Source organism: Leptolyngbya sp. Cla-17, assembly GCF_016807185.1.
Classification (GTDB): Bacteria; Cyanobacteriota; Cyanobacteriia; order Leptolyngbyales; family Leptolyngbyaceae; genus ULC077BIN1.
In genome coordinates, this window is record NZ_JAEVYN010000001.1 from 1665181 (window position 1) to 1686893 (window position 21713).

Sequence of the window (21713 nt, forward strand, 5' to 3'; positions counted from 1 at the left end):
TTGCGCTTTGCCAACTGACAAGTGCTCACAAGCGATCGCGTTACTGATCGTTTGTGGTCTTCAACGATCTAAGCCTGTCTCACAGTATTCTCCATCAACAGGACTGAATTTCCAAAATTTTGGATTAACCGTCGCGTTAATTGTAGAACCAAATCTGCAAAACAGGCTAAGTATCTATGAACTAATACAATGGTTTACTTGTAAAGCTCTGTGGAAAGGCGAAACGCCAAAATTCCGGGAATCAAAGCAACTACTAGTGCAATAAAAACCTGACTATCTGATAAAGACATACTTTCAAGACTCCTAACTTAATTGCAATATTTGAAATCTATCGTCCTCTAATGTCGGCTACAATGCGCCCTTTCGGAAATATCTTGTTACAAGTTGCAATATTTTAGGATCAGAAGGGCTGTAGTCAAGGGCGGGATATTTGTCCTACACCCTAGCGCTCTATGAGTATTCAAGAAATACCCTAACTCTCACGCACTTCTACCCTTGCACTACGCACTTCTCCAAGCTGTCGGGCTTGGTAGTGTCATAATTAATGTTTACGTTGAGTTGAAAGTAACTTTTTAAGCAATTAGTTTGCTTTACCAGCATCGCTATTTTGAGAACACTGAAATAATGGATCAACTGCTCGATTTTTCACCAAATTTTGGAACAGACACCCTGCTTTTGTTGCCCGTTTTAGTGGCGTTGGAGGCAGTGCTTTCCGCCGACAATGCGATCGCCCTTGCTGCGATTGCCCAAGGTTTGCAGGATAGTACTCTACAACGCCGTGCCCTCAACATCGGCTTGGTATTTGCTTACATCCTGCGGATGAGCCTAATTTTGACGGCAACATGGGTGGCTAATTATTGGCAGTTTGAACTGGCTGGTGCACTTTACTTACTGTGGTTAGTTTTTCAATATTTTACTTCAGGCGTAAAAGAGGGTGAGGAAAACGCCCATCATGGACCGCGTTTTAATTCTTTGTGGCAAGCGATTCCTGTAATTGCAGTCACCGATCTGGCGTTTTCATTAGATAGCGTCACCACAGCGATTGCGGTTTCTAAGGAAACCTGGCTTATCTTAGTGGGTGCCACAATTGGAATTGTGGCTCTTAGGTTCATGGCAGGACTATTTATCCGCTGGCTAGCTGAATTCACTCACCTTGAAGATGCAGGCTACATCACGGTTGCATTCGTTGGCTTGCGGTTGCTGCTGCGGGTTATAAATGACAGTCTTGTTCCTCCTGAGTGGTTGATGTTATCTGCGATCGCACTAACTTTTCTATGGGGCTTTTCTCAGCGAAAAGATGAGGCTGATAGCAACTCCATACAAGCAAAATTACCGGATACAGAAGGGCTAGACACAAAAATAGCTGCCCCAGAGGTATCTGAGGCAGCCGAATCACCTGTGGAGACAAAAAACTAGGATTCAGTCACTATTCATAAATCCAGGCGATTGCGGCAGGCTCCCAGCTAATTAGATCTTCAGGCTTAAACCAAAGCTTGATTTCTTGCTCAGCCGTTTCTGGAGCATCGGAACCATGAATAATATTACGACCCACATCAACTCCAAAATCGCCTCGCAGCGTTCCTGGCTCCGAATTAAGCGGGTTTGTCGCCCCAATAATTTTACGGGCCGAAGCAATCACTCCCTTGCCTTCCCATACCATTGCCACCACCGGTCCGGATGTAATGAAATTCACTAAGCCTGGGAAAAAAGGTCTTTCGCGGTGCACTCCATAATGAGTTTCTGCAAGATCGCGGCTAACGCTCATTAGCTTTAAACCAACTAAGGTAAAGCCTTTTGCTTCAAAACGACGGATGATTTCACCAATCAGTTTCCGCTGCACTCCATCCGGCTTGATCGCCAAAAATGTCCGTTCCAAAGCTGACTCCTCAAAAATTCCATCAATTACAGAATCCAGATTAGCTTAAATGAGGTGCGAGGTGCGAGGTGCAAAGTGCGGGGTGCAAAGGTGCCATGTTCAATGAACTCCGAACTCCAAACCCCGAACTCTCCACTGGCGTTATGATTGTTGGGTCAGAACTAAGATGCCTGTGAACAAAGACAATTCCTTAGATGGTCCAGAGGCTAAGCGATTTCAGCTTTTTTGGTATTTGGTGCCTGTGATCGGCTTTTTCCCGGCGTTGTGGACGCTTTACTATCGCCAGGGAGGCAAGCAGCGCCAAGAGTTGAGCCGCACGGTTGTGACGCTAACGATCGCGTGGCTGTTGGGCTACGTTCTATTAGGCGTTGGTGCAGAAGCCTCAGAGTCGCTCTCTTTAACGCTGTTGGTGACCAATAGTCTGATGACATCGGGCTACTTTGTGACCAATTTGTGGCTCATGGTGCGACTGTTGCAGCGAAAATCGGTACGCTTGCCAATTATCAGTAAAGTGGGCGATCGCCTCCCTTAAACGCTATCCGTCTTTCACTCTTCGTCCTTTGCCTCTCTCCTGCTCAGGTTTAGCTTTAACGATTTGAGTAGCAAACAGCTTGGAACCAGCGATCAACCCTAGGGTTGGCAATCCTAGGGTTACTAGGCTGCGTAATCCGGCATCTCCTTGCAGGCCGTACATAGCGCTGCTGGACACCATAAACATTAAGGTGGTTAAGCCAAAGACTTTTGCAGTGGGAATCACTGCGGCGATCGCCAACAGCACCGACACATACCAGGGCATCAACCAAGAGGTACTGTAGAGCATCAGCACCAGTGTGACCCAACCTATCGCTTCTAGCAGGGTGATGGCGGAGTAAGTGGGCTTACGAAATAGGTGTAGCACTGTCCATGCATAAAATGTGGCAAAGACCAGCATTCCATAGCGTGCTACCTGTAAAAGCACCTGTTTCTGGTCACTGAGTAGCAAAAATCCAGGCACAAAAATTTGGAGGGTTTCAAAGCTTGCCCGTAGGAGTGCCGGTATAGACGATTGATATTGCCCCACTACGCCTGGATTCAGTAAACTGCGCCAAGATTGAATGTCAGGCAGCACTGTAAGCGAAAGAAAAGCCACAATTAGCAGAGATGATAGGAGGGCGATCGCCAGTTGTTTCCAGCGCTGCTGCCGGATCAAAAATAGTCCTAGCAAAGGCATCCAAATGATAGGAACGGTCTTTGCTAAAAAGCCTCCCCACACTGCCAAAAACGCTGCGGTGTAACGCTGTTTGAGTAAGCACATCGCCAACACCAGCACGCAGGTATTTACAAATACATCCACGTGGGCAGACCCGACTTGCTCTACCAGCAGTAGCGGACAGAGTAGGTAAGCGGTGGCGATCTTTCCTCGTTGAAGTGGCGGCAAAATTTTCCAGATTAAGTAGCTATTGACCAGATGCGTCAGCGCGCAAATACTTTTGAAGAGGTAAACTGCCAGGATAGGATGAAGAGCGATCGCGGCAGCAGAAATACTAAACAGCAGTTGCGAAATGGGTCCATAGGTAGAAGTTTGCTTCCAATCTACAAATGGAGTCAAGCTAGAAATAAACTCGCCTGCGGGTATTGTAAAGGGATCTACACGACTAAGATTCATCAGCCCAAAGTGTAGATACAAATAAATATCATTTCCTAACGGATAGGCAATCCAGGCTAGCAATAGAAAGATGCCTGCCCGTTTTAATATGTCACTGAAACGAGTTGGAAGATAGGAATAAGGAGTCCCCAGCAACCAAATTAAGTGGAGCAAAACCAAAGTTAGATAGCTCAGGCTAACGCCCCAGTGGGTTAAAGCATTAGGAAAGGTGGCAAACTTATTCCCTCCTGCCAATATGTAATGAAACTTATCTAGACCTAAGATGATGAGTGCAATAGACAGATAAATAGACAAAGGTAGAGCAACCCCTAAGAGCGCCCCGCTGCCAAATAAATTTCGAGGAGGGTCAGTTTTTACCAAAATTGGCATTTGCTTGGCATTCACAGAACAGGTGGCAAACTGATTTCATCAGCTATTTAACGACAGACGAAATGAGGCAACAACGAAGATTTTCGCAAATTTTGGGACTCAGTGTGGCAGCGGCATTGCTAGTCGCTTTAGTGATTGTCACCCATAGCCTTGTGAAAGATGCGATCGCAGCGCGGACTTCTGGCTCAATTTGCTTGTCTCCCCAAACGCCTCTACCAGTGTGTTATGGCTTACCAAAGAGCCTTGCTAGCCAAGCAATTACCGCCCTCACCGCCACCACTGATGGGCAGTTGTTTGCTAACAGCAAGGGCAAAACGATTCAAATTTGGTCCATGCCTCCGATCCGACTAACAACGACTCTGACCGGGCACACCGATTGGATCACCGACCTCGCCTTTAGTCCCGATAAAACTCTACTTGCCAGCAGCAGTCTTGATCAAACTATTAAACTCTGGAATGTAACCAACGGCACCTTGCTAACGAGCCTTAAATCGGGACGAGTCACCAGCTTGGCGTTTAGCCCCGATGGCACCCGTTTAGCCAGCGGCAGTCGTCTCCGCCACTGGGCAGATGGAGCCACCAGTCCAGACGGCATTCAAGTGTGGGATGTGGCAACTCAACAACTGGTTTACACCCTAGATGCAAGGTTAGTGAATGATCTTGCCTTTAGCCCCGATGGGCGATCGCTGGCAGCAGGCGCACAGAAAACAACGCTCTGGAATTTAGCGACCGGAACCAAACTATTCACTTTTGATTCGGGGAAACTCAATGCTCTGAGCTTTGTCGATCGCCAGATTTTGATTACGGGCAGCGATGGTGTCAAAGGGCAAGGCGGCATCAAATTGTGGAATGTGGAATCGGGACAGTTTATTCGGGCGATCGATTCAGTTGGTTCCCATGTCGCAGTCAGCCCAGATCGCCGCCTGTTTGCTACAACCTATGGCGGCACTATTAACCTATGGCGCATTCAACCATCTGGATTTTTGGGCACCTTACGTGGGTCACAATACAGCGGCATGTTTGTAGAATTCGGAGCCGATCAACGCACGCTTATTGGCGGAGGCAGTGACGGCATTTACCTTTGGCAACCTACAACCTCGGTTGAAAAACAGTAGTCGTAGATAAATATCAGCCTTCAACGCTTATTTATACCTGCTGCTCATTCATCAGGCTGAGTAGAGATTGCTAAGCGATCGCATGTTTTCATCTGGCTGCTCAGCAATGCCAATCTATTCATCATTCAGGTGCCTCTCGCTACAGTCCTTAAACTCTCTCCATTAGACAATTATGGGTTAAGTCATCTTAATTCACTTAAGACTAACTCTGTTGAAATTGAAGGCGGGCGGCGGCTTTAGTGGCGTAACTAATGGCAAAGCAATGATTTCTTTTGCAGATATAAAACCCAGGATTATTGTTTGTGGCCTGGACGCAACCGGATACAAAATTTTTCGGTTACTGAAGCACCAGGGTATTGCCGTTGTTGGCATTCACGATCGCCCATTGCCCGGTGAAGGTGATGATGTGGTCATTGGTGATTTGCAAGCGGCGCAAACGCTTCTAGAAGCAGGGATTCGTGATGCTCAAACACTGGTTTTGACGGACGGTGAAGATGGCACCAATCTGGGCGTTTTAATGCAGGCACGGGTGCTTAATCCCCGCATTCGGATTGTGAATCGCTTGTTTAACACCAGCTTGGGGGAGCGGTTGGATGACACTTTGCCCGACCACATCACGATGAGTGTGGCATCGCTCTGTGCGCCAATTTTTGCGTTCTCAGCGTTGGGCAGTGCAGCAATTGGTCAATTGAAGCTATTTAACCAAACTTGGCCTATTCATCAAGTGCATATCGATGAGTCCCATCCTTGGCGCGGACGTAAGCTAAGTGATCTTTGGGACGATCGCGATCGCATGTTGATTTACTACATCCCGGCAAAGACTCGGCTAGATCTGGTGTCGGCGGTGGTGCAGGGACAATCGCTTCAAGTGGGCGATCGCCTGATTGTGGGCACAAAACCGACTGTACATGCGGCTCAGCAGCGATCGCTGTCACAACGGTTAAACAAACTATTAACCGCATTGAAATACCTGCGACAACATAGCAAGGGGCTTTTAGCAAGCTTCTTGCTCCTGTTGGTAATGATTTTTATATCCACACTGGTATATGTCTCGTCCATTCTAAAAACATCGCCCGTGGATGCCCTCTACTTTTCCGTCAGCATGATTACAGGCGCAGGAGACAGTTTAGTCACAGTGGGAAATCCTCCCGATAGTCTCAAGCTGTTTACCATTTTTACGATGTTGATTGGGGCTGCCATCATTGGGTTATCCTATGCGTTGCTGAACGATTTCGTTTTAGGAACTCGGTTTAGTCGCTTTTGGGAAGCGGCGCGAATTCCGCACAAACAGCATTTTATTGTCTGTGGCTTAGGCAGCGTGGGTGTGCAAATTGTGACTCATTTGCACAAGTGTGGACATGAAGTCGTAGTGATAGAAAAAGATCCCAATTGTCGCTTTCTCAGCACTGTGCGATCGCACAAAATTCCGGTGATTCAAGGCGATACCACCCTGCCCACCACGCTCAAATCTGCCAATTTCGCCATGGCTCAGGCGCTGATCGCCGTCACCAGTAACGATACCGTCAATCTTGAAACGGCTCTCAACGCCAAAAGCCTTAATCCTAAGGTGCCTGTCATCGTTCGCTATCACGATCCAGAGTTTGCCTGGATGGCGCAACTGGTGTTTGAGTTTGATGCAGTGTTGAGTCCAGCGGAACTGGTGGCTCCAGCGTTTGCTGCCGCGGCGCTAGGGGGGCGCGTATTGGGCAACGGCATGACGGCAGATAGCCTATGGGTAGCATTGGCAACCCTAATTACGCCTGCTCATCCTTTTTGTGGGAGGTCCGTTCAGGACGTAGCAGTGAGATCAGACTTTGTGCCGCTCTATATGGAAACCAAATCCCAAACCGTACACGGCTGGGATTTGCTGGAAGTTTGCTTAAGCGCGGGTGATGTGCTTTATCTGACGATGCCAGCCAATCGCTTAGAACAGCTATGGCAATCAACGCCCTCTCAATTCATGCGCTCGGGCGCGTCGTAGAGACTAGAAGTAAAACGCTTCTTTATTCTCCTGTGATGGATAATTCCTCAACCCAGATGTAAGGGCATACACCAGAAGGAGTGAGATGCGCTTCCTTGCCAATGTGAGTGATGGATTTCAGCAAAGAGAGGAAGTTTCCGGCAACCGTGGCAGATTCCACGCTGATTCGCTTGCCGCCTTTGAGCAACCAGCCATCAAACGGCAAGGAAAAGGACCCCTGAAGCGCTTTTACACCAGCGTGCAGAGCTTGCAGATCATCCACTAGCACCACATTTTCGGCAGTCTTGAGATCCAACTCTTGTTCCGTTGAAGCATTGGAAAACACATGATAAAAGTGGGGGCTAACAGTAACCTTCGCGCCCATGTTCGCGTGTCCAGTAGGCGTAGTGTTCAGGCGTTTAGCAGTGCCAGAACTGTGAAGGAACCCAGTCAAAACACCATCAGTGATCAGAGACGTGCGGCGAGTGGGAGTGCCTTCACCATCAAAGGTCGTGACTCCAATGTTTGCGGGGTGGAGGGCATCGTCAGCCAAGGATAGTAGCGGAGACGCGATCGCGGTTCCCAAGGACTCCTGCGTCGACAAGCTTTGTTTATCCAAAATATTTTGGGCATTGAACAGGTTAGAAAAAGCTCTCAACAGATCCAAAAACGCTTCTGGCGAAAAAACAACGGTGTATTTGCCCGTGGTGATTTTTTCGTAGTCCAGATGGCTGATGGTTTTTTCTGCCGCTTCCTTCACACAGCCTTCTACGTCTAGATGTTCCACGCCTCGGCTAATGCGAAAGGCTCCGGCACTACGGGGCTTTTTCCCTTCCGCTTCTGTTTTGGTGTAGAGGTACATAGATGCAGTGGAGGCAGATTCCGTTCGCATAGCCCCCTCGCTGTTGAGGTAAAAGCGATCGCTCTCTCGCTGGGCAATGCTGTTATAAGGCACTGACGCGATCGCGGGGTGGGCGGACTTCAATTCTTTTTCTGCCCCCAATAGCTTTTCTAGCAAATCTGAAACCCCAGTAGGTGCAGCCTTTTCGTGGAATTCCTTGGCTAAAGGAGCCGCAAATTCTGGACTAAAGTCCGGCACATTTTCCGTTGCACCAAAAAAGCTAGCTTCCGAAGCCGTTTTTAGCGCCAGTTCCAGCCCCACTGGATCAACATTCGTCGTGGATGTGATGCCGACTGACCCTTGGTCATTCCATACCCGCACTGCCACAGTACAGCGGTTGGAGGCTTTGACCTGATCTGGTTTGCCTTGATCCACTTTGACACTCGACTCGTCAATAATTGAGCCTGCCATGTCAAATTTGTGAATTCCTAAACGACTAGCTGCCGCTTTTGCTTCCGTTGCAAGTTCTTGAATCGTTGGCATAACTTTTTTGTTGAATGAGATAGAAGTTTTCAGTTTTGAGTAAAGATCAACGGCTGAGTACGGGAGTGTAGAAGATAGAATCTGTGAGCTTTTGAGCAATCTGACTTTGCCCTCATCCACGTATCTACACTCATCCATTTCTAGCTCCTGAACCCTATCGTCCACCCACCGTAATGGAATCAACCTTAATGTGGGGTTGCCCAACGGTAACGTAAACGCTGCCACTGACCGAACCACAGAATCCCGCTGCTAGGTCAATATCATTGGCGCACATGGAAATCTTGGTCATGATTTCAGTGGCATCGCCAATCAAGGTTGCGCCTTTTAACGGTTTGGTCAGTTTGCCATTCTCAATGAGATAAGCTTCATCTACGGAGAAGTTGAATTGACCCACGGCACCCACACTACCGCCGCCCATTTTTTTGCAGTAAATACCGCGATCAACGGAAGCAAGCAAGTCATCCACAGAATGTTCGCCGGGGGCGATGTAGGTGTTCCGCATCCGAGAAGCAGCGGAGAAGGCGTAATTTTGGCGACGACCGCTGCCTGTGCGGGGTTGTCCGGTTCGCATAAAGCCAGCGCGATCGCTAATAAAATTCTTCAAAATGCCGTTTTCAATCAGCAGGGTGCGTTGGGCAGGCATTCCTTCATCATCCATGGAAATTGTGCCGAAGGCATCAGAAGTCAACCCTTCATCCCAAGCCGTAACGCTTTCGTGGGCAATCTTCTCACCTTTTTTGTCAAGAAACGGCGTGGTGCGCTTTTCGATCTGAGTTGTTTCCAGCAAGTGTCCACAGGCTTCATGAAAAATCACGCCACCAAACTTGTTTGCCATCACGATTGGATAAGAACCCGATTCCACATAGTCGGCGTAAAGCATTTTGCCAGCCGACTCTGCCACGTTTTCTGCCGTGGTTTCATAATCCCAGGTGCGGAGAAAACTAGGGTTACTGGTATCCCCGACCCGTTCTCCAATGGAAGAACGGTGTTCGCCATCGGCGCAGAGCAAGCTGAAGCCCACCGATTGAGTCAGGCGTACATCTCGCGCAAAGGTGCCATCACTGGCAACCACCAGCACCTCTTGCCAGTTGCGAAAGTAGTCAGCGCGGCGAGATTGCACATGGGTCGCTTTTTGCTGCAAACGGGAGTTGGCGGCTAACAGCACATCGCCCATTTCGCGCATGGAGCTAGATTCGCCCATCCATTTATCTTTGTCGCGCAGGGTGCCATAGTCACGCAGGGGTTCCAGGTTTATTTCAGGAATAAAGGCGATCGGAGCGGGTAGGTGTAGACCCAAAATGTCGAGCGCTTTTTCTAGCGCAGATTTTAAGCCTGTAAAGGTGACATCGTTGGTGCTAACGTAGCAATCGGTCAAACCCCGAAAAACGCGCACCCCGGCTCCGGTGGTGAGTGCGGGGGCAATGTTGGTAATGGCATCGTTTTCGGCGGTGCAGTTAATGTAGTTGACCCGCTCTAGAAAAAACTCGATGAAGTCTGCGCCAGAGGCTCTGCCTAGCCCTAATAAGGTGGATAGGGGCGATGCCCAACTTTCGTCGAAGCGATCGAGGGCTGAATCATATTTTAAGGTGGGAATTTCTCTGGAGCGAAGTAAGGAAGTGGCAAGCATGAAAATCCTCGTCTGCTGAGCGTCGATGGGCGATGGGTGAATGGTGTCACTTTTCACTCATCCAGTTTCTTCACTATAATTCGCCTTAACAAAACTCTGCACTCTAGCAGTCTTTTTCTGAGTTAGATCTATCAGACAGAGGGAATATTAAGTCAAGCTTTGATAAAGCAGTCTTGCTTTGCCTTGCTCCCTGCATACAAAACCTCTGGTGGGTCGGTGCTGGTTGTATTGCCAAAATTCGATCGCATCATCACTAACCCGCAATTAGCCATTTCCTTAAGCTTGAGATAATTATGGTGACTGCAACTTCCTACCAACATTCTGCTCATTCAAAGAATCCTAAAAAGCACAACCATTATGGATTCCGCGACTTTTTTCAATTTGATACAGACAAGGGCACTATTACCGATTGGAATGGCAGTCTAAATGTTCTGACTACAGAAGATTTCATTATTGGCTTGGTGCAAGGACTGGAAGAAGAGGTTGGAGACGCTTCGGCTGCCATCATGTATACCATTGGCTGCGAATGGGGACAGAAGGATGCATTCTTTTTTGAAAAGTGGTTTGAAAAAGAATTCGATCGCAATATTCGCCAAACCAATCTGCTGTTCTTGCTAGAAACTTGGTGGTGGCCCTTTACCTCTCAAGGCTGGGGTAGATGGGAGGTGGATATGGGCGATCGCAAGCAGGGCTTCATGTTTATTAACGTGTTTGATTCTGCCGTGGCTCGAACTTTAGGCGATGTCGGTAAGCCCGTTTGTTACCTTTACGCTGGACTGTTCGCAGGCTTTTTCACTGAAATGGTACGAAAGCAACTGAGCTGCATCGAAATCCAGTGCTACTCCATGGGTGAAACTTACTGCAAGTTTTTGCTGGGAAGTCAAGATCGAATCGATGCAGCTTCCTTTTGGATGAATGAAGGCGCAACGGCAAAAGATATTGAAAAACGCTTGAAAGAAGGGGCCGTATTGCGATGAATACCCTGATGCCGATTGTGAATGGTTCTGCTCCAATGAATACGAGCAATTGGCTGCACTCTTCAGTCCAGGAGTTTTTTAGCACGCTCAACTGGGAAGATCTGCCACCGGATACTCAGCAGATGGGTCAGGTCACGTCCCAATATTCGGATGCGCCCCTCAGCTTAAACCTGAGCGTCAGCAGCTTTTTTGCCGCCGTTAACTGGGAAGGGGCAACTATTGCCGCTCCAGTTTCAGTCCCCATTCAATCCTCTCCAGCCAATAATTTCACCCTGGATGATTTTTCAGGATTGTTTGGATAAACAAAATTACGAAGTGCAAATTGCGAGTTGATATCCTATTCCCTACCTTTTTATTCCTATGCATCCACAACTTGAAGCAATTTTTGACGATGCGGAAAGCCGCTATCTAAAGCAAGATGAACTGCACTTGCTCAGTCAATATGTGGATTCGCTGCCGATTCGGCTGAACGCTTACCGCACATTACGCGATCGCGAACTTGAGATCATGCAACCTGTAGCCGACGAACTTCAGACTCAGTTGCCTAATGAAAAAATTGAGAATTTAGAGCGTGCCATCAAAACCGCAATGCTAACCTTGCGCTATTGCGCTATGGGACTGCTGCTAAACGATCAATCTTTTGCCCAGGATCGGTTGATCAGTTGGCTAGGTGGCACTATGCGCCTATACAACATCCAATCCATTAACACCGTGCTTTACCGCCTGGTGCAGCAGCATCTTTCGCAGATATTGAGTCCTCAAGAAGTGAATTTGCTGACTCCTTATTTAAATGCAGCAGAAACCTTAATCCGCGAACAATCGCTTGAAACGACTAGTACGCAGTGACTTATCCATAATCCCCGCTCCTCATTCCCAAAAAAATTATGATTTCCGTTGCTGATTTGCTTACAAATAATCGGATTCCTGGCAACTACTTCACTACGGATGCTTATGTGCGGAGTGATTTGGAGTTAGGCTTGTTAGAAAATCGTCGGGGCGATCGCCTGGTGGCTTTGCCCGAAACGTTGATTCAGGCGATTTATTCTGGTCTTGATCGCGAGACTGGGCAAGCGACTCGATTGGTGCTGTTTAACTGCGGCAGTTGGTGGGGCAAAAATTTCTACACTCGCTTTCGCGAAGAGCTAACCGATTATTATGGGCAAGCTCTTGCAGATATGACGATGGCAGAATTTTTGCAGTGCTTTGAACAGTGCTGGATCACTCATGGCTGGGGGAAGTTCAAATTGGATTCAGAATACCAAAATCGAGGTTTTTTGGTGATTGAAACTACCAATTCTCCCTTTGCTAGCCAAGCACCCAAAGGCGATCGCCCAATTTGTTTCCTTGAAGCAGGGATTCTCAGTTCCTTTTTTAGCCAGCTTACAGGCAAAGAACTTCACTGCATTCAAACAGCTTGCGAATCGTTAGGTGCTGAGTGCAATCACTTTGTGGTGGGGCTAGCAAAACGGCTTCAGCCTGCCGAAGCCTTGATAGAGCAGCAAATGCCTCATACCGCGATTATGGAAACACTGTGCGCCTAGGGATGTATCTAATCTGCTGTGTCTAACCTGCTGACCAATTTGCTTTATCATTCCAACTATCGTCTGTTGGGGCTAGTTGGACAGGGACAATTTGGGCGCGTCTATTGTGCCAGTCATCGTAGGACAGGGCGATTAGTCGCACTCAAAGAACTGAACCGCGATCGCTTTTCTACCCGCAATTTTCTACGCGAACTACGCTTTTTGCTGAGTTTACAGCATCCCAATATTGTTACCTGCCAAGCGTTAGAGCATACCGCCACTGGGCGATGCTTGGTGATGGATTACTGCGAAGGCGGTACGCTGCGTGATCTGTTGAGCGACGATATGCAGCTTCATCCTTTACAGGGGCTAAGTTTAATTACTCAAATTTTGGCAGGACTGGATCATGCCCATCAACGAGGGATTGTGCATTGCGATATCAAGCCAGAAAACATCCTGTTAGGGGCAACTGCCACTGGATGGACTGCTCGAATTACCGATTTTGGCATTGCCCGATTAAGCCAAGAGCTTTCAACTGAGGGATTTGGTAATACTGGATCGCCTGCCTACATGGCTCCCGAACGCTTTTATGGGCAGCATTCTCCTGCCTCTGATCTCTATGCAGTAGGGATTTTGTTATTTGAGGCACTGGCGGGCTATCGTCCTTTTTCTGGGCTGCCTGGAGATTTAATGACGGCGCACTTAAATCAAGCGTTAGTGTTGCCGGATATAATTCCTAATGCCATTGGCTCAATTATTCGCACGGCACTACAAAAATTACCGGCTCGTCGGTTTCGCTCAGCGGTTGAAATGCTAAGCGCGTTGCAGAATGCGATCGCCGAATGTGAGCAGTACCTAATGCAGGGATGGTCGCCCAATATATTGCAGCATTCATCGGCGACGCGGGTGATCGTCCCATTTCGGCATGATTATCAAGAAAGCTTGCAAGCTCCGGTGCGACAGATGGCAGCATTGCAGGACAATTCAGCCACGATTGCCCACCCGCTTTATCGAGTATTTAGCAATCAGATTGGCTACCAATGGTTCAGCGAACCTGAACTTTTTAACAAAACGGCTTTTGCTGCGGGTTCTGAGATTAAAAATGGGTCTGACTTATCCTCATTCCCCCTCACCACAATCCGGTTGCCGGAGCCTGCTTTACAGTTGACGATTTGCGATCAAGCCTGTTTTGTAGCGACTCAGCAAGCAGTGTATCGGTTGGCGTTGGCAGCCCTTCAAACAGATCTTGTTCAACACCAACAGCCCAATCAAGATGCTTTAATCCCTCAGCAGGCTGCTCTTCAATTGATTGCCACACTGAAACAAGATGCCGTGTTGACCATTGAACCGGGCGGGCGTTGGTTGGCAACGGCAACGCCGTCGTTGGACAAGACCCAAAGTCAATTAAATATTTGGAATCTTCAGAGTTCACCGCCCTTTAAACCCGCGATCACCCTATCGATTGCTCCTTGCTTGCAGCTTTTAGCGATCGATGCTCGTCATGGCGTGGCGCTTTCTCCCATAACCGACTCCAGTGCCAACGCTTGTATTGTTGGCACCCAAATTGAGTTATTTACCCGGCGCGGCACAATAATTGGTTGTATTAGTTTGCCAATTCCGCTGCGGCATCTTTCCTCTACCCAAACCCCTTATCGCCTGCTAGCGTTGGAACCAGGTCACCCAAACTCTCTGATATTGCTTGATCTAAAGCCCTTAAGAATTAAGCGTATCGGCTTAAGCATAACTCCCAAATTTTTGGCTTCTACAAACTGGGGATACCTAGTGATGGATGGAGCAGGACAGATCGCGTTGATCAATCGCATGGGACAAGAAATTGGGCAAATTGATGGACCTACGAATCCAACGGCAATGGCTTTGCTAAATTCTTATCAGGTGGCGATCGCTACCTGGAACGGCACTGAAGGCACCCTTTCAATCGTTGATCTGCGCCATTTAGACCTAGATATCGTATTTTAATCTTCTGAATATTCAGCGCTGATAGAGTGCAGAGTGGGAAGGGCAGAGGATGGAAAGATATCTGGATTCCCCCTCCAAGGGGCTAGTATCTGAACTCCAGGATCTGGCACCTGAACCCCGAACCTCGAACCCCAAAATCTATCTTTCCTGTGTTGCTTTGAGGGTTGCTATAACCGTATTGTGGGTTTGAAAGTTGGAACAATACACTCCCAACCTTGTTAAACAATTCAGTGTTTGCTAGGTTTCATTTGTCGTTTGAAGAGGCTGATTATGCAGACCGAGTTTTTCCCATCCGGGATGCAAGAAGCTTTTCCTCAATTGCAACAGCGATTGCGCGATTTGTGGCGCTCAGTGGAAGCTCTTGAGACTGGCGATGCCGATATTATCGTGGTGCCATCACTCAGCCTTGATCAACGCGAACTGCAAAAGATTGATGGCTTTCATCACTATGAAGAACGGTTACTATTTTCTCTGATCCGTCTGCAAAATCCTCGCACTAGATTGGTCTACGTCACTTCACAGCCGCTACACCCTAGCGTGATTGATTACTACCTGCAATTGCTACCCGGTATTCCCTTTTCCCACGCTCGCGATCGCTTATTACTGCTGTCCACCTACGATTCTTCACTTAACCCTTTAAGCCAAAAAATTCTTGATCGCCCCCGATTGATTGCTCGAATTCGGCAGGCGGTGCGCCCTGATCGTTGTTTTATGATTTGCTACAACTCCACGACGGCAGAGCAAAATTTAGCGGTTCAGCTTGGAATACCCCTCTATGCGCTTGATCCCGGCTTGTTAAAATGGGGCACCAAAGGCGGTAGCCGTCAAATTTTTGCCGAAGCGAACGTTCCCCATCCCGACGGTAGCGAGTCCGTGTGGAGCGTGAACGAACTGGCAACCGCCGCCGCTGAGCTATGGAAACGCCAACCCGACCTTAAGCGTATGGTGGTCAAGCTAAATGAAGGGTTTTCGGGTGAAGGCAACGCGTTGTTAGATTTGCGTCCGATTCAGGAATCGGCACCCGATCGCGCTAACCATTCAGCGCAGGTGAAAGCATTAACAGAGCAATTTCCCGATCTACGCTTTGAAGGAAAAGGCGAAACTTGGGACAACTTCAGTCAGCGCATTCCCGAAATGGGTGCGATAGTTGAGGCATTTTTAGAAGGAGAGAAGCGATCGCCCAGCGTGCAAGGGCGCATTACTCCTCTCGGTGAAGTAGAGATTCTTTCGACCCATGACCAGATTTTAGGAGGACCGACTGGGCAAATTTATTTAGGCTGTCGGTTTCCAGCGGATGAAGCCTATCGCCTTACCTTACAAGATTTAGGAATGCGGATTGGGCGCAATTTGGCAGAAAAAGGTGCGATCGAGCGCTTTGCTGTCGATTTTGTGGCAGTGCATCAACCTAATCAGCCCAAAAAACCGGAATGGGATGTGCAAGCGATCGAAATCAATCTGAGAAAAGGCGGCACCACACACCCATTCATGACGCTTAAGTTTCTGACTAATGGGCGCTACGACTCTTCTAGTGGTTTGTTCTACAGCCAGCAGGGACGACCTAAATACTACATCGCTACAGATAACCTGCAAAAGGATCAATATCGTGGGCTATTGCCAAACGATCTGATGGATATTATTGCTCACCATCAGCTTCACTTCGACACCAGCACTGAAACAGGCACCGTGTTTCATCTAATAGGCTGCCTCTCTGAATTTGGCAAACTGGGTTTAACTAGTATCGGCAACTCTCCTCAACAGGCTGAAGATGTTTACAAAAAACTAACTCAAGCAATGGATGAAGAAACGCGATCGCTTCCTGAAGCGAATATTAACCGTCATCTCCGCTTGCCCATGAGTTGGCGAGAACAATGTTAGCCAAAAAATGCCATCTACTCACCAATCACTGAACTAGCTGTATGTTTTGGGCTGGAGATTGGATAGTTTGAGATGGAAATGAACCTGGGAATTGCTGCTGTACGGACGGAGTTGTGGTCAGTGGCAATCCAGTAGGCGTTGGAAACCCAGTATTAGTTGGAAATTGCGTTGGCGATCCAGCGTTTGTTGGAAATTGCGTTGACGATCCAGCGTTTGTAGGAAACCCAGTCGTCGTTGGAGATTGCGTTGACGACCCAGCGTTTGTTGGAAATTGGGCTGGAAACCCAGTTGTCGTTGGGAATTGAGTTGGCGATATAGTGTTCGCTGGAAACCCCATATTAGTTGGCGATCCAGTAGACGTTGGAAACCCAGTATTAGTTGGAAATGGCGACCCAGTATTTATTGGGAATTGAGTTGGCGACCCAGTGTTTGTAGGAAATTGTGTTGGCGATCCAGCAGGCGTTGAAAACCCAGTCGTCGTTGGGACTTGGGCTGGCGACCCAGCGTTTGTTGGGAACTGGTTTGGTGATCCAGTAGGCGTTGGAAATTGTGTTGGCGATCCAGTAGGCGTTGGAAACCCAGTCGTCGTTGGGAATTGGGCTGGCGACCCAGCGTTTGTTGGGAATTGAGTTGGCGACCCAATAGTATTTGTAGATGGGGTTCCGTTCGTCCCATTCACGGGTTGTTTAAGAATGACAGGCGTATTCGGCACTATTAAAGGTTGCCCTGGAACAAGCGGCTGGCCCATTCCGGGTTGCTGCCCAGTTCCCGATTGCTGAGTATTTCCCTGTTGAACGTTGACTGGTATAGCTGCAACGGGCACGGGCGCAGCAAGGCCTAATAAAGATTGAGCTGTGGGATAGTAGGTTGCCCAACGACTACCACTGGGGTTGCTACGCCACTGATTACGGTTAGCGCGGAGGGTTAGTACTTGAACTGTAGACCCTTGGTTCTGTCCCGTGACTACAACCGAAAGATCGGAAACTGAACTATTGCGATTGAACGTTCCTTGGGTCGCGGTTTTGGCTGCTGTAGTTGCTCGTTGTATAAAGGCATCATAGGTTTCTCCTGCTCTTACATCCAGCATCACATTAGTGCGCCTAGGGACTGCTTGAGCTGCCATTGGCACGATCGCGTCTTTGATGATCCCTGCTGCGGTAGCACAAAAGGCGCTAGTGACTATCCAAGCAGTGCGCTGCCAAAATCGACGGTTTGTATTCTGAGCTTGGGAATGCGATCGCGTGAGTCGTGGCATAATTTGATTCCTAATTTTGTTAAAACAACGAGTCAGTCAGCAGTTCAAAAAAGGAAAGATTAATCGACTGAAGTTAGCCCTTATAGTAGGAATATAACTATTCAAAAAATGTTGACAAGTGCACAAATCAGTTCCGTATTTATTCAACAATCATTTATATATCGTCAGTTTAAAACTGTCTTAAGAAAGACTTAGCGTGGTGATATTGCCGTCCTTAGGCTGATAAAGTGCATTCTGCTTTTGATGACAAGGAGCTTAAGCCCATTGGCTGTCAACTACTTTATTCCAGCAAGTTACATCAAAGAATCTGAGTTTTTTGTCGCGTAAAAACTCAGTCTGGGCATGTTAGTAACGAGACACATGGGGCATCTGTGATGAAACAGTGGGCAATCTTAATTGGGCTTGATAAATATCAATCTTTTCAACCCTTGAACTGCGCTCAGCAAGATGTTCAAGCGTTGCATCGATTTTTGGTATCTGAGGCGGGTTTCCCCCTCACTCAATGTCTTTTGTTCACTGAACTGTCGCCTTTTCTAGCAGGGCGCTCCACTTACCCCAGTCGAGAAAATCTTTGTAATTGGATTGAGTTTCTTGCTCAACGATACTTTCAGCCTGATGATCAGGTCTGGATTTTTTTGAATGGGTATGGGGTTTGTCACGGTGGGCAAGATTACTTTGTGCCAATCGATGGCAATCCGGCAGCGATCGAATCCACGTGTATTGAGATCGCGCCATTGCTGAATCGGCTCAAATCTGCTTTACCTAATGGGCAACCGCTTCTGTTACTGGATATCAGCCGCAGCCAAGGAACAATTTCTAATGAAACCGTTGGCATTCAAACGGCACAGGTTGCCCATCAACTTGGCATTCCCACTATTCTCTCCTGCCAACCGGGGCAATTCTCTCGCGAAATTTCTAGCTTAGGACATGGGTTATTTACAGCATCGCTGTTAGAGGGCTTGCGCTATCAACAAGGGGCAAACCTGGCAACCCTGAGTCACTATCTCAGCGATCGCCTACCTGAACTCAGCGAACATTATTGGCAACCGATCCAACATCCCGTTACCATCTGTCCCCCTCATCTCGTTCACCAACCGCTGTTAGTGACAGCACCTTCATGGAATGGTTCGACTAGCAATGGGCATAGCCCTCAAAATGCGACTGAAATCCAATCAACTGAAGTCTACTCAGTCGTAAAAACGCCAAATTCAGCAGCATTCACTCTACCCACAGCCAACGTTGCGCCCCAGTCTTATTCCACTGGTCAAAGTCAGCTTGCCAGTGATCCGTCCCGATCTGCTGATCAAATAACCTCACTTTCAAATGGGCAAAGCCACAGCGGATACAACGCTGGCATCACTCCAGTCTCACATCATTCTGCCCAGGTCGAATCTTTAGAAAATTCTTATCGTGGGGATACTCCTGCAACAGTTAGTGTTCCTACTCCTGTGGTCGGTGCTGTCGAGCCTGAGCCGCATGAGGAAGGCAGCCTGTGGCGACCCTTTTTACTGTGGGGTGGCTTGATCTCTTTGGGTTTACTGAGTGCGGTTTTATGGCGTAATTGGTCTGTTGTGCTAGCGGCACCTGCCTCTCAGCAATCTCCTAGTGCGCTTAACGCCGCTCCAGTAGCTTCTTCGCTTCAGCAACGAGCTTCTTTAGGACAAGATATTTTGCGATCTGCGCGGATGACAGTGAGAAGTGATCAGGCAACACCTTACCAGGATGCAATTCAGCAAGCTAGAAGAATTCAGGCGGATGATGGGGTTTACCAAGAGGCACAGCAAGACATCGCCAATTGGAGCCAAACGATTTATGACATTGCTCAAGATCGGGCCTCTCGAAAGCAGTTTGATACCGCAGTGATGGCAGCCGACCTAGTGCCTTTAGAAAATCAAAACCTGCGTCCTCAAGCCAATGCCGCGATCGCTGACTGGTGCCAACTCATGTTCCAGCAAAACGGCAAAGTCGCCTCCCAACAGCCAGCTATCAGCATTTGTGAAAGGGGAAAAGTTTAGCGCCTCGGATGGGAAGTGTGGCGATCGCCACACTCAGCCCACACTTGATCGTAGGCGTATTACTCTTGTGAATTTATGACAGGGCGTTTCAGCGCTAGAGTGAGTCCATCGGCGATCGGTACTAGGCTGAGAGTAATGCGGTCGTCCTGGTGAAGTTTTTGGTTGAGGGCACGGATTTTTTCAGTGCTATTGTTCGTGACCAATGGATCTGCAACTGCACCCGACCAAAGGACGTTATCAATCGCGATGAGTCCGCCCACCCGCACCAGTTGCAGGGCACGTTCATAGTAGTCATCGTAGCTGCTTTTATCTGCGTCGATGAAGGCGAAGTCGAAGGTATTTGCCTGGCCGTCTGCCAGTAAGCGATCAAGGGTTTCCAGGGCAGGCGCAATCCGCAGATCAATTTTGTTGGCGACACCCGCTTTCTGCCAATATCGACGGGCGATCGCGGTATATTCCTCGCTGACATCACAGGCAATTATCTTGCCATGAGGCGGTAGCGCTAATGCCACCACGAGAGAACTATAGCCTGTAAACACGCCTACTTCTAGGGTTTTTGTTGCGCCCATTAACTGCACCAGTAGCGCCATCAATTGCCCTTGTTCTGGCGAAATTTGCATTCCCGCCATCGGGTGCTTTGCTGTTTCGTGGCGCAGTTCAGTCAACACCTCTAACTCTCGCACGGAAACTGATTGCAAGTACGCATACAGGCGATCGCCCATTGCTAGGGATTTGTTCGACATCTTGGTATTACCCCGCATGGAATGGAATGATTACCAACGGCAGACAAGCCAGCAGCAGCCAGCTAAATGACCACCAGTTCAGAGCGTTGCTTGCCTCTGGAGCCAATAACACATCGATGCGCTCCATTAAGCGATCTCGCGAAATTGCCCAACTAAAAGCGGCACAAATTTCAGGTTGCATATCAGCCTGCACTAAAGGCGCACTCACCACCATCAGCAATGATTCTGCTAGCACCAACGGATCGACCTGCTGGGCAGCAATGCGATCGGCGCGTAGTTCTCGCAGCATCAGCAATTCTTGCCAGAGGGCTTCGGTTTGGGGTAACCAAAGTGTGGCACGACGAATCCAGCCTAGCCAAAAAAACCAAAAGGTATCGTGATAGGTGGCATGAGCCTGTTCGTGAACAAGGACTGCTTCTAAATGGTCGGCATCCAGTGTATCGATTAAACCTTGGCTAACCACCAATTCAGGAGACCAAAAACCAACCCGCGCACTATAGGGCGTGGAGAGGTTTAACAGTCGGGCAGCACTTCCATTCACGTCAATTACGGGATTTTGGCGAATAGTTTGAAGGGTGCAAAATCCTTCCCATGTTAGCTTCAAGCCCAGAACACTACTGATGATTAGAAACCCGATCGCCAGTCCGTAACTCAGCCAGCCTTCCCAGCGCAACACCATTTGCCCAGCGGGTCCCATCCACAAGATGGCGATCGCCGTGATCACCAGCAACAGCGGCGAAAATAGAAAGACAATCAGCGATCGCTGCCATCGCTCTGCCCACAAACCTGGAGCATCAGCCCAACGCAATCGCACCAGCCATGCCAAACTTAACCCCGTCATCATCATTAGGAAATGCATTCGTTTGACTCCCTGGCTTTGCGAACGGCACGAAGTTTTTCAGCGATCGCCTCAAGCTGCTCCACACTGGTTTGATCCAGACTATCGGCAAAGGCTGCTACTACATCGGGATTGCTGACGGCTAAAAACTGATTTAACTGCTCATAGGATTGCAGGGCCTTTGCCTGTTGTCGAGATACCAGCGCTCTCCAGGTAAAGGTGCGCTCTTGCCTGTCACAGGCTAACCAGCCTTTTTTAACCAATCGATTGAGTACCGTCGTCACCGAGGTATAGGCTAACTCGCGATTGGGATCGGCGAGAATGCGATCGTGTACCTCTTTTACGGTGGCAGTTTCTAAATCCCAGATGATGCTGAGGATTTCTGCCTCTAATGGACCCAGAGACAATTGCTTCGGTCGGTGATTGGGTAAGGCAGCCATGCACTGAAAGTAGAGGTCGAGCAATCTTTAGAATAAATCAAATGCTTGCTGTTATGGCTGTTTTCTAGCAATTGCGAGCGTTTTTGACAGCCTTTTC

At 48.5% G+C, this 21713-nt stretch carries 20 protein-coding genes; 11 read left to right on the forward strand and 9 right to left on the reverse strand.

Annotated features, from left to right (window positions below):
• Positions 1–194: 194 nt before the first annotated feature.
• The gene (gene psaM, locus JOY44_RS07495; protein WP_171573001.1) at positions 195–290 is read right to left on the reverse strand and encodes a photosystem I reaction center subunit XII; all 96 of its coding nucleotides are present in this window, start codon (positions 288–290) and stop codon (positions 195–197) included.
• A 334-nt stretch (positions 291–624) separates the two neighbouring features.
• Between psaM and JOY44_RS07500 the strand changes: the two genes are divergently transcribed.
• Positions 625–1416: a TerC family protein gene (locus JOY44_RS07500; protein ID WP_197985042.1), complete on the forward strand. Its 792-nt coding sequence runs from the start codon at positions 625–627 to the stop codon at positions 1414–1416.
• 10 nt (positions 1417–1426) lie between these two features.
• On the opposite strand, the gene ndk is transcribed toward JOY44_RS07500, so the two are convergent.
• Positions 1427–1876 carry a nucleoside-diphosphate kinase gene (gene ndk, locus JOY44_RS07505; protein ID WP_171573002.1) on the reverse strand — a complete coding sequence of 150 codons (450 nt, stop codon included), beginning with the start codon at positions 1874–1876 and terminating at the stop codon, positions 1427–1429.
• 166 nt (positions 1877–2042) lie between these two features.
• Here ndk and JOY44_RS07510 point away from each other — a divergent pair, with 166 nt between their 5' ends.
• Positions 2043–2408, forward strand: coding sequence for a hypothetical protein (locus tag JOY44_RS07510; protein ID WP_171573003.1), 366 nt, complete (start codon positions 2043–2045; stop codon positions 2406–2408).
• Between the two features lie 3 nt (positions 2409–2411).
• On the opposite strand, the gene JOY44_RS07515 is transcribed toward JOY44_RS07510, so the two are convergent.
• Positions 2412–3905 (reverse strand): hypothetical protein, encoded by a 1494-nt coding sequence (locus JOY44_RS07515; protein WP_197985043.1) that lies wholly within the window; start codon positions 3903–3905, stop codon positions 2412–2414.
• Between the two features lie 47 nt (positions 3906–3952).
• On the opposite strand from JOY44_RS07515, the gene JOY44_RS07520 reads away from it, so the two are divergent.
• The gene (locus tag JOY44_RS07520; protein ID WP_171573004.1) at positions 3953–5005 is read left to right on the forward strand and encodes a WD40 repeat domain-containing protein; all 1053 of its coding nucleotides are present in this window, start codon (positions 3953–3955) and stop codon (positions 5003–5005) included.
• A 211-nt stretch (positions 5006–5216) separates the two neighbouring features.
• On the forward strand, positions 5217–6986 hold the full coding sequence (locus JOY44_RS07525; RefSeq protein WP_197985044.1) for a potassium channel family protein: 1770 nt from the start codon (positions 5217–5219) through the stop codon (positions 6984–6986).
• Between the two features lie 22 nt (positions 6987–7008).
• On the opposite strand, the gene JOY44_RS07530 is transcribed toward JOY44_RS07525, so the two are convergent.
• A complete protein-coding gene (locus JOY44_RS07530) occupies positions 7009–8349 on the reverse strand; it encodes a TldD/PmbA family protein (RefSeq protein WP_171573005.1) in 1341 nt (446 codons plus the stop codon).
• A gap of 154 nt (positions 8350–8503) precedes the next feature.
• Positions 8504–9976, reverse strand: a complete 1473-nt coding sequence (locus JOY44_RS07535; RefSeq protein WP_171573768.1) for a TldD/PmbA family protein — start codon at positions 9974–9976, stop codon at positions 8504–8506.
• A gap of 293 nt (positions 9977–10269) precedes the next feature.
• On the opposite strand from JOY44_RS07535, the gene JOY44_RS07540 reads away from it, so the two are divergent.
• The 6 genes from JOY44_RS07540 to JOY44_RS07565 all read left to right on the forward strand — a co-directional run bounded on the left by JOY44_RS07540 (position 10270) and on the right by JOY44_RS07565 (position 16325).
• A complete protein-coding gene (locus tag JOY44_RS07540) occupies positions 10270–10953 on the forward strand; it encodes a V4R domain-containing protein (protein WP_171573006.1) in 684 nt (227 codons plus the stop codon).
• Positions 10950–11255 (forward strand): hypothetical protein, encoded by a 306-nt coding sequence (locus tag JOY44_RS07545; RefSeq protein ID WP_171573007.1) that lies wholly within the window; start codon positions 10950–10952, stop codon positions 11253–11255. The genes JOY44_RS07540 and JOY44_RS07545 overlap by 4 nt, the downstream gene beginning before the upstream one ends.
• Positions 11256–11313: 58 nt before the next feature.
• On the forward strand, positions 11314–11799 hold the full coding sequence (locus JOY44_RS07550; protein ID WP_171573008.1) for a hypothetical protein: 486 nt from the start codon (positions 11314–11316) through the stop codon (positions 11797–11799).
• Positions 11800–11837: 38 nt separating this feature from the next.
• Entirely contained in the window at positions 11838–12494 is a 657-nt protein-coding gene (locus JOY44_RS07555) for a V4R domain-containing protein (protein WP_171573009.1), read from the forward strand.
• Between the two features lie 18 nt (positions 12495–12512).
• Positions 12513–14450, forward strand: a complete 1938-nt coding sequence (locus JOY44_RS07560) for a serine/threonine-protein kinase (protein ID WP_197985046.1) — start codon at positions 12513–12515, stop codon at positions 14448–14450.
• Positions 14451–14720: 270 nt separating this feature from the next.
• Positions 14721–16325 carry a peptide ligase PGM1-related protein gene (locus JOY44_RS07565; RefSeq protein WP_171573010.1) on the forward strand — a complete coding sequence of 535 codons (1605 nt, stop codon included), beginning with the start codon at positions 14721–14723 and terminating at the stop codon, positions 16323–16325.
• Between the two features lie 25 nt (positions 16326–16350).
• On the opposite strand, the gene JOY44_RS07570 is transcribed toward JOY44_RS07565, so the two are convergent.
• Entirely contained in the window at positions 16351–17580 is a 1230-nt protein-coding gene (locus JOY44_RS07570; RefSeq protein ID WP_171573011.1) for a hypothetical protein, read from the reverse strand.
• A gap of 374 nt (positions 17581–17954) precedes the next feature.
• On the opposite strand from JOY44_RS07570, the gene JOY44_RS07575 reads away from it, so the two are divergent.
• Positions 17955–19595, forward strand: coding sequence for a caspase family protein (locus JOY44_RS07575; RefSeq protein WP_171573012.1), 1641 nt, complete (start codon positions 17955–17957; stop codon positions 19593–19595).
• A 59-nt stretch (positions 19596–19654) separates the two neighbouring features.
• Here the strand turns inward: JOY44_RS07575 and JOY44_RS07580 are convergent, their stop codons facing one another.
• From JOY44_RS07580 to JOY44_RS07590, 3 genes are read right to left on the reverse strand one after another with little or no spacing between them, the layout of a single operon-like run.
• Positions 19655–20338 (reverse strand): class I SAM-dependent methyltransferase, encoded by a 684-nt coding sequence (locus tag JOY44_RS07580; protein WP_171573013.1) that lies wholly within the window; start codon positions 20336–20338, stop codon positions 19655–19657.
• Positions 20339–20345: 7 nt separating this feature from the next.
• Complete coding sequence (locus JOY44_RS07585; protein WP_171573014.1) at positions 20346–21197, reverse strand: M56 family metallopeptidase; 852 nt, start codon at positions 21195–21197, stop codon at positions 20346–20348.
• A complete protein-coding gene (locus JOY44_RS07590; protein ID WP_171573015.1) occupies positions 21185–21616 on the reverse strand; it encodes a BlaI/MecI/CopY family transcriptional regulator in 432 nt (143 codons plus the stop codon). The genes JOY44_RS07585 and JOY44_RS07590 overlap by 13 nt, the downstream gene beginning before the upstream one ends.
• Positions 21617–21713: the final 97 nt, after the last annotated feature.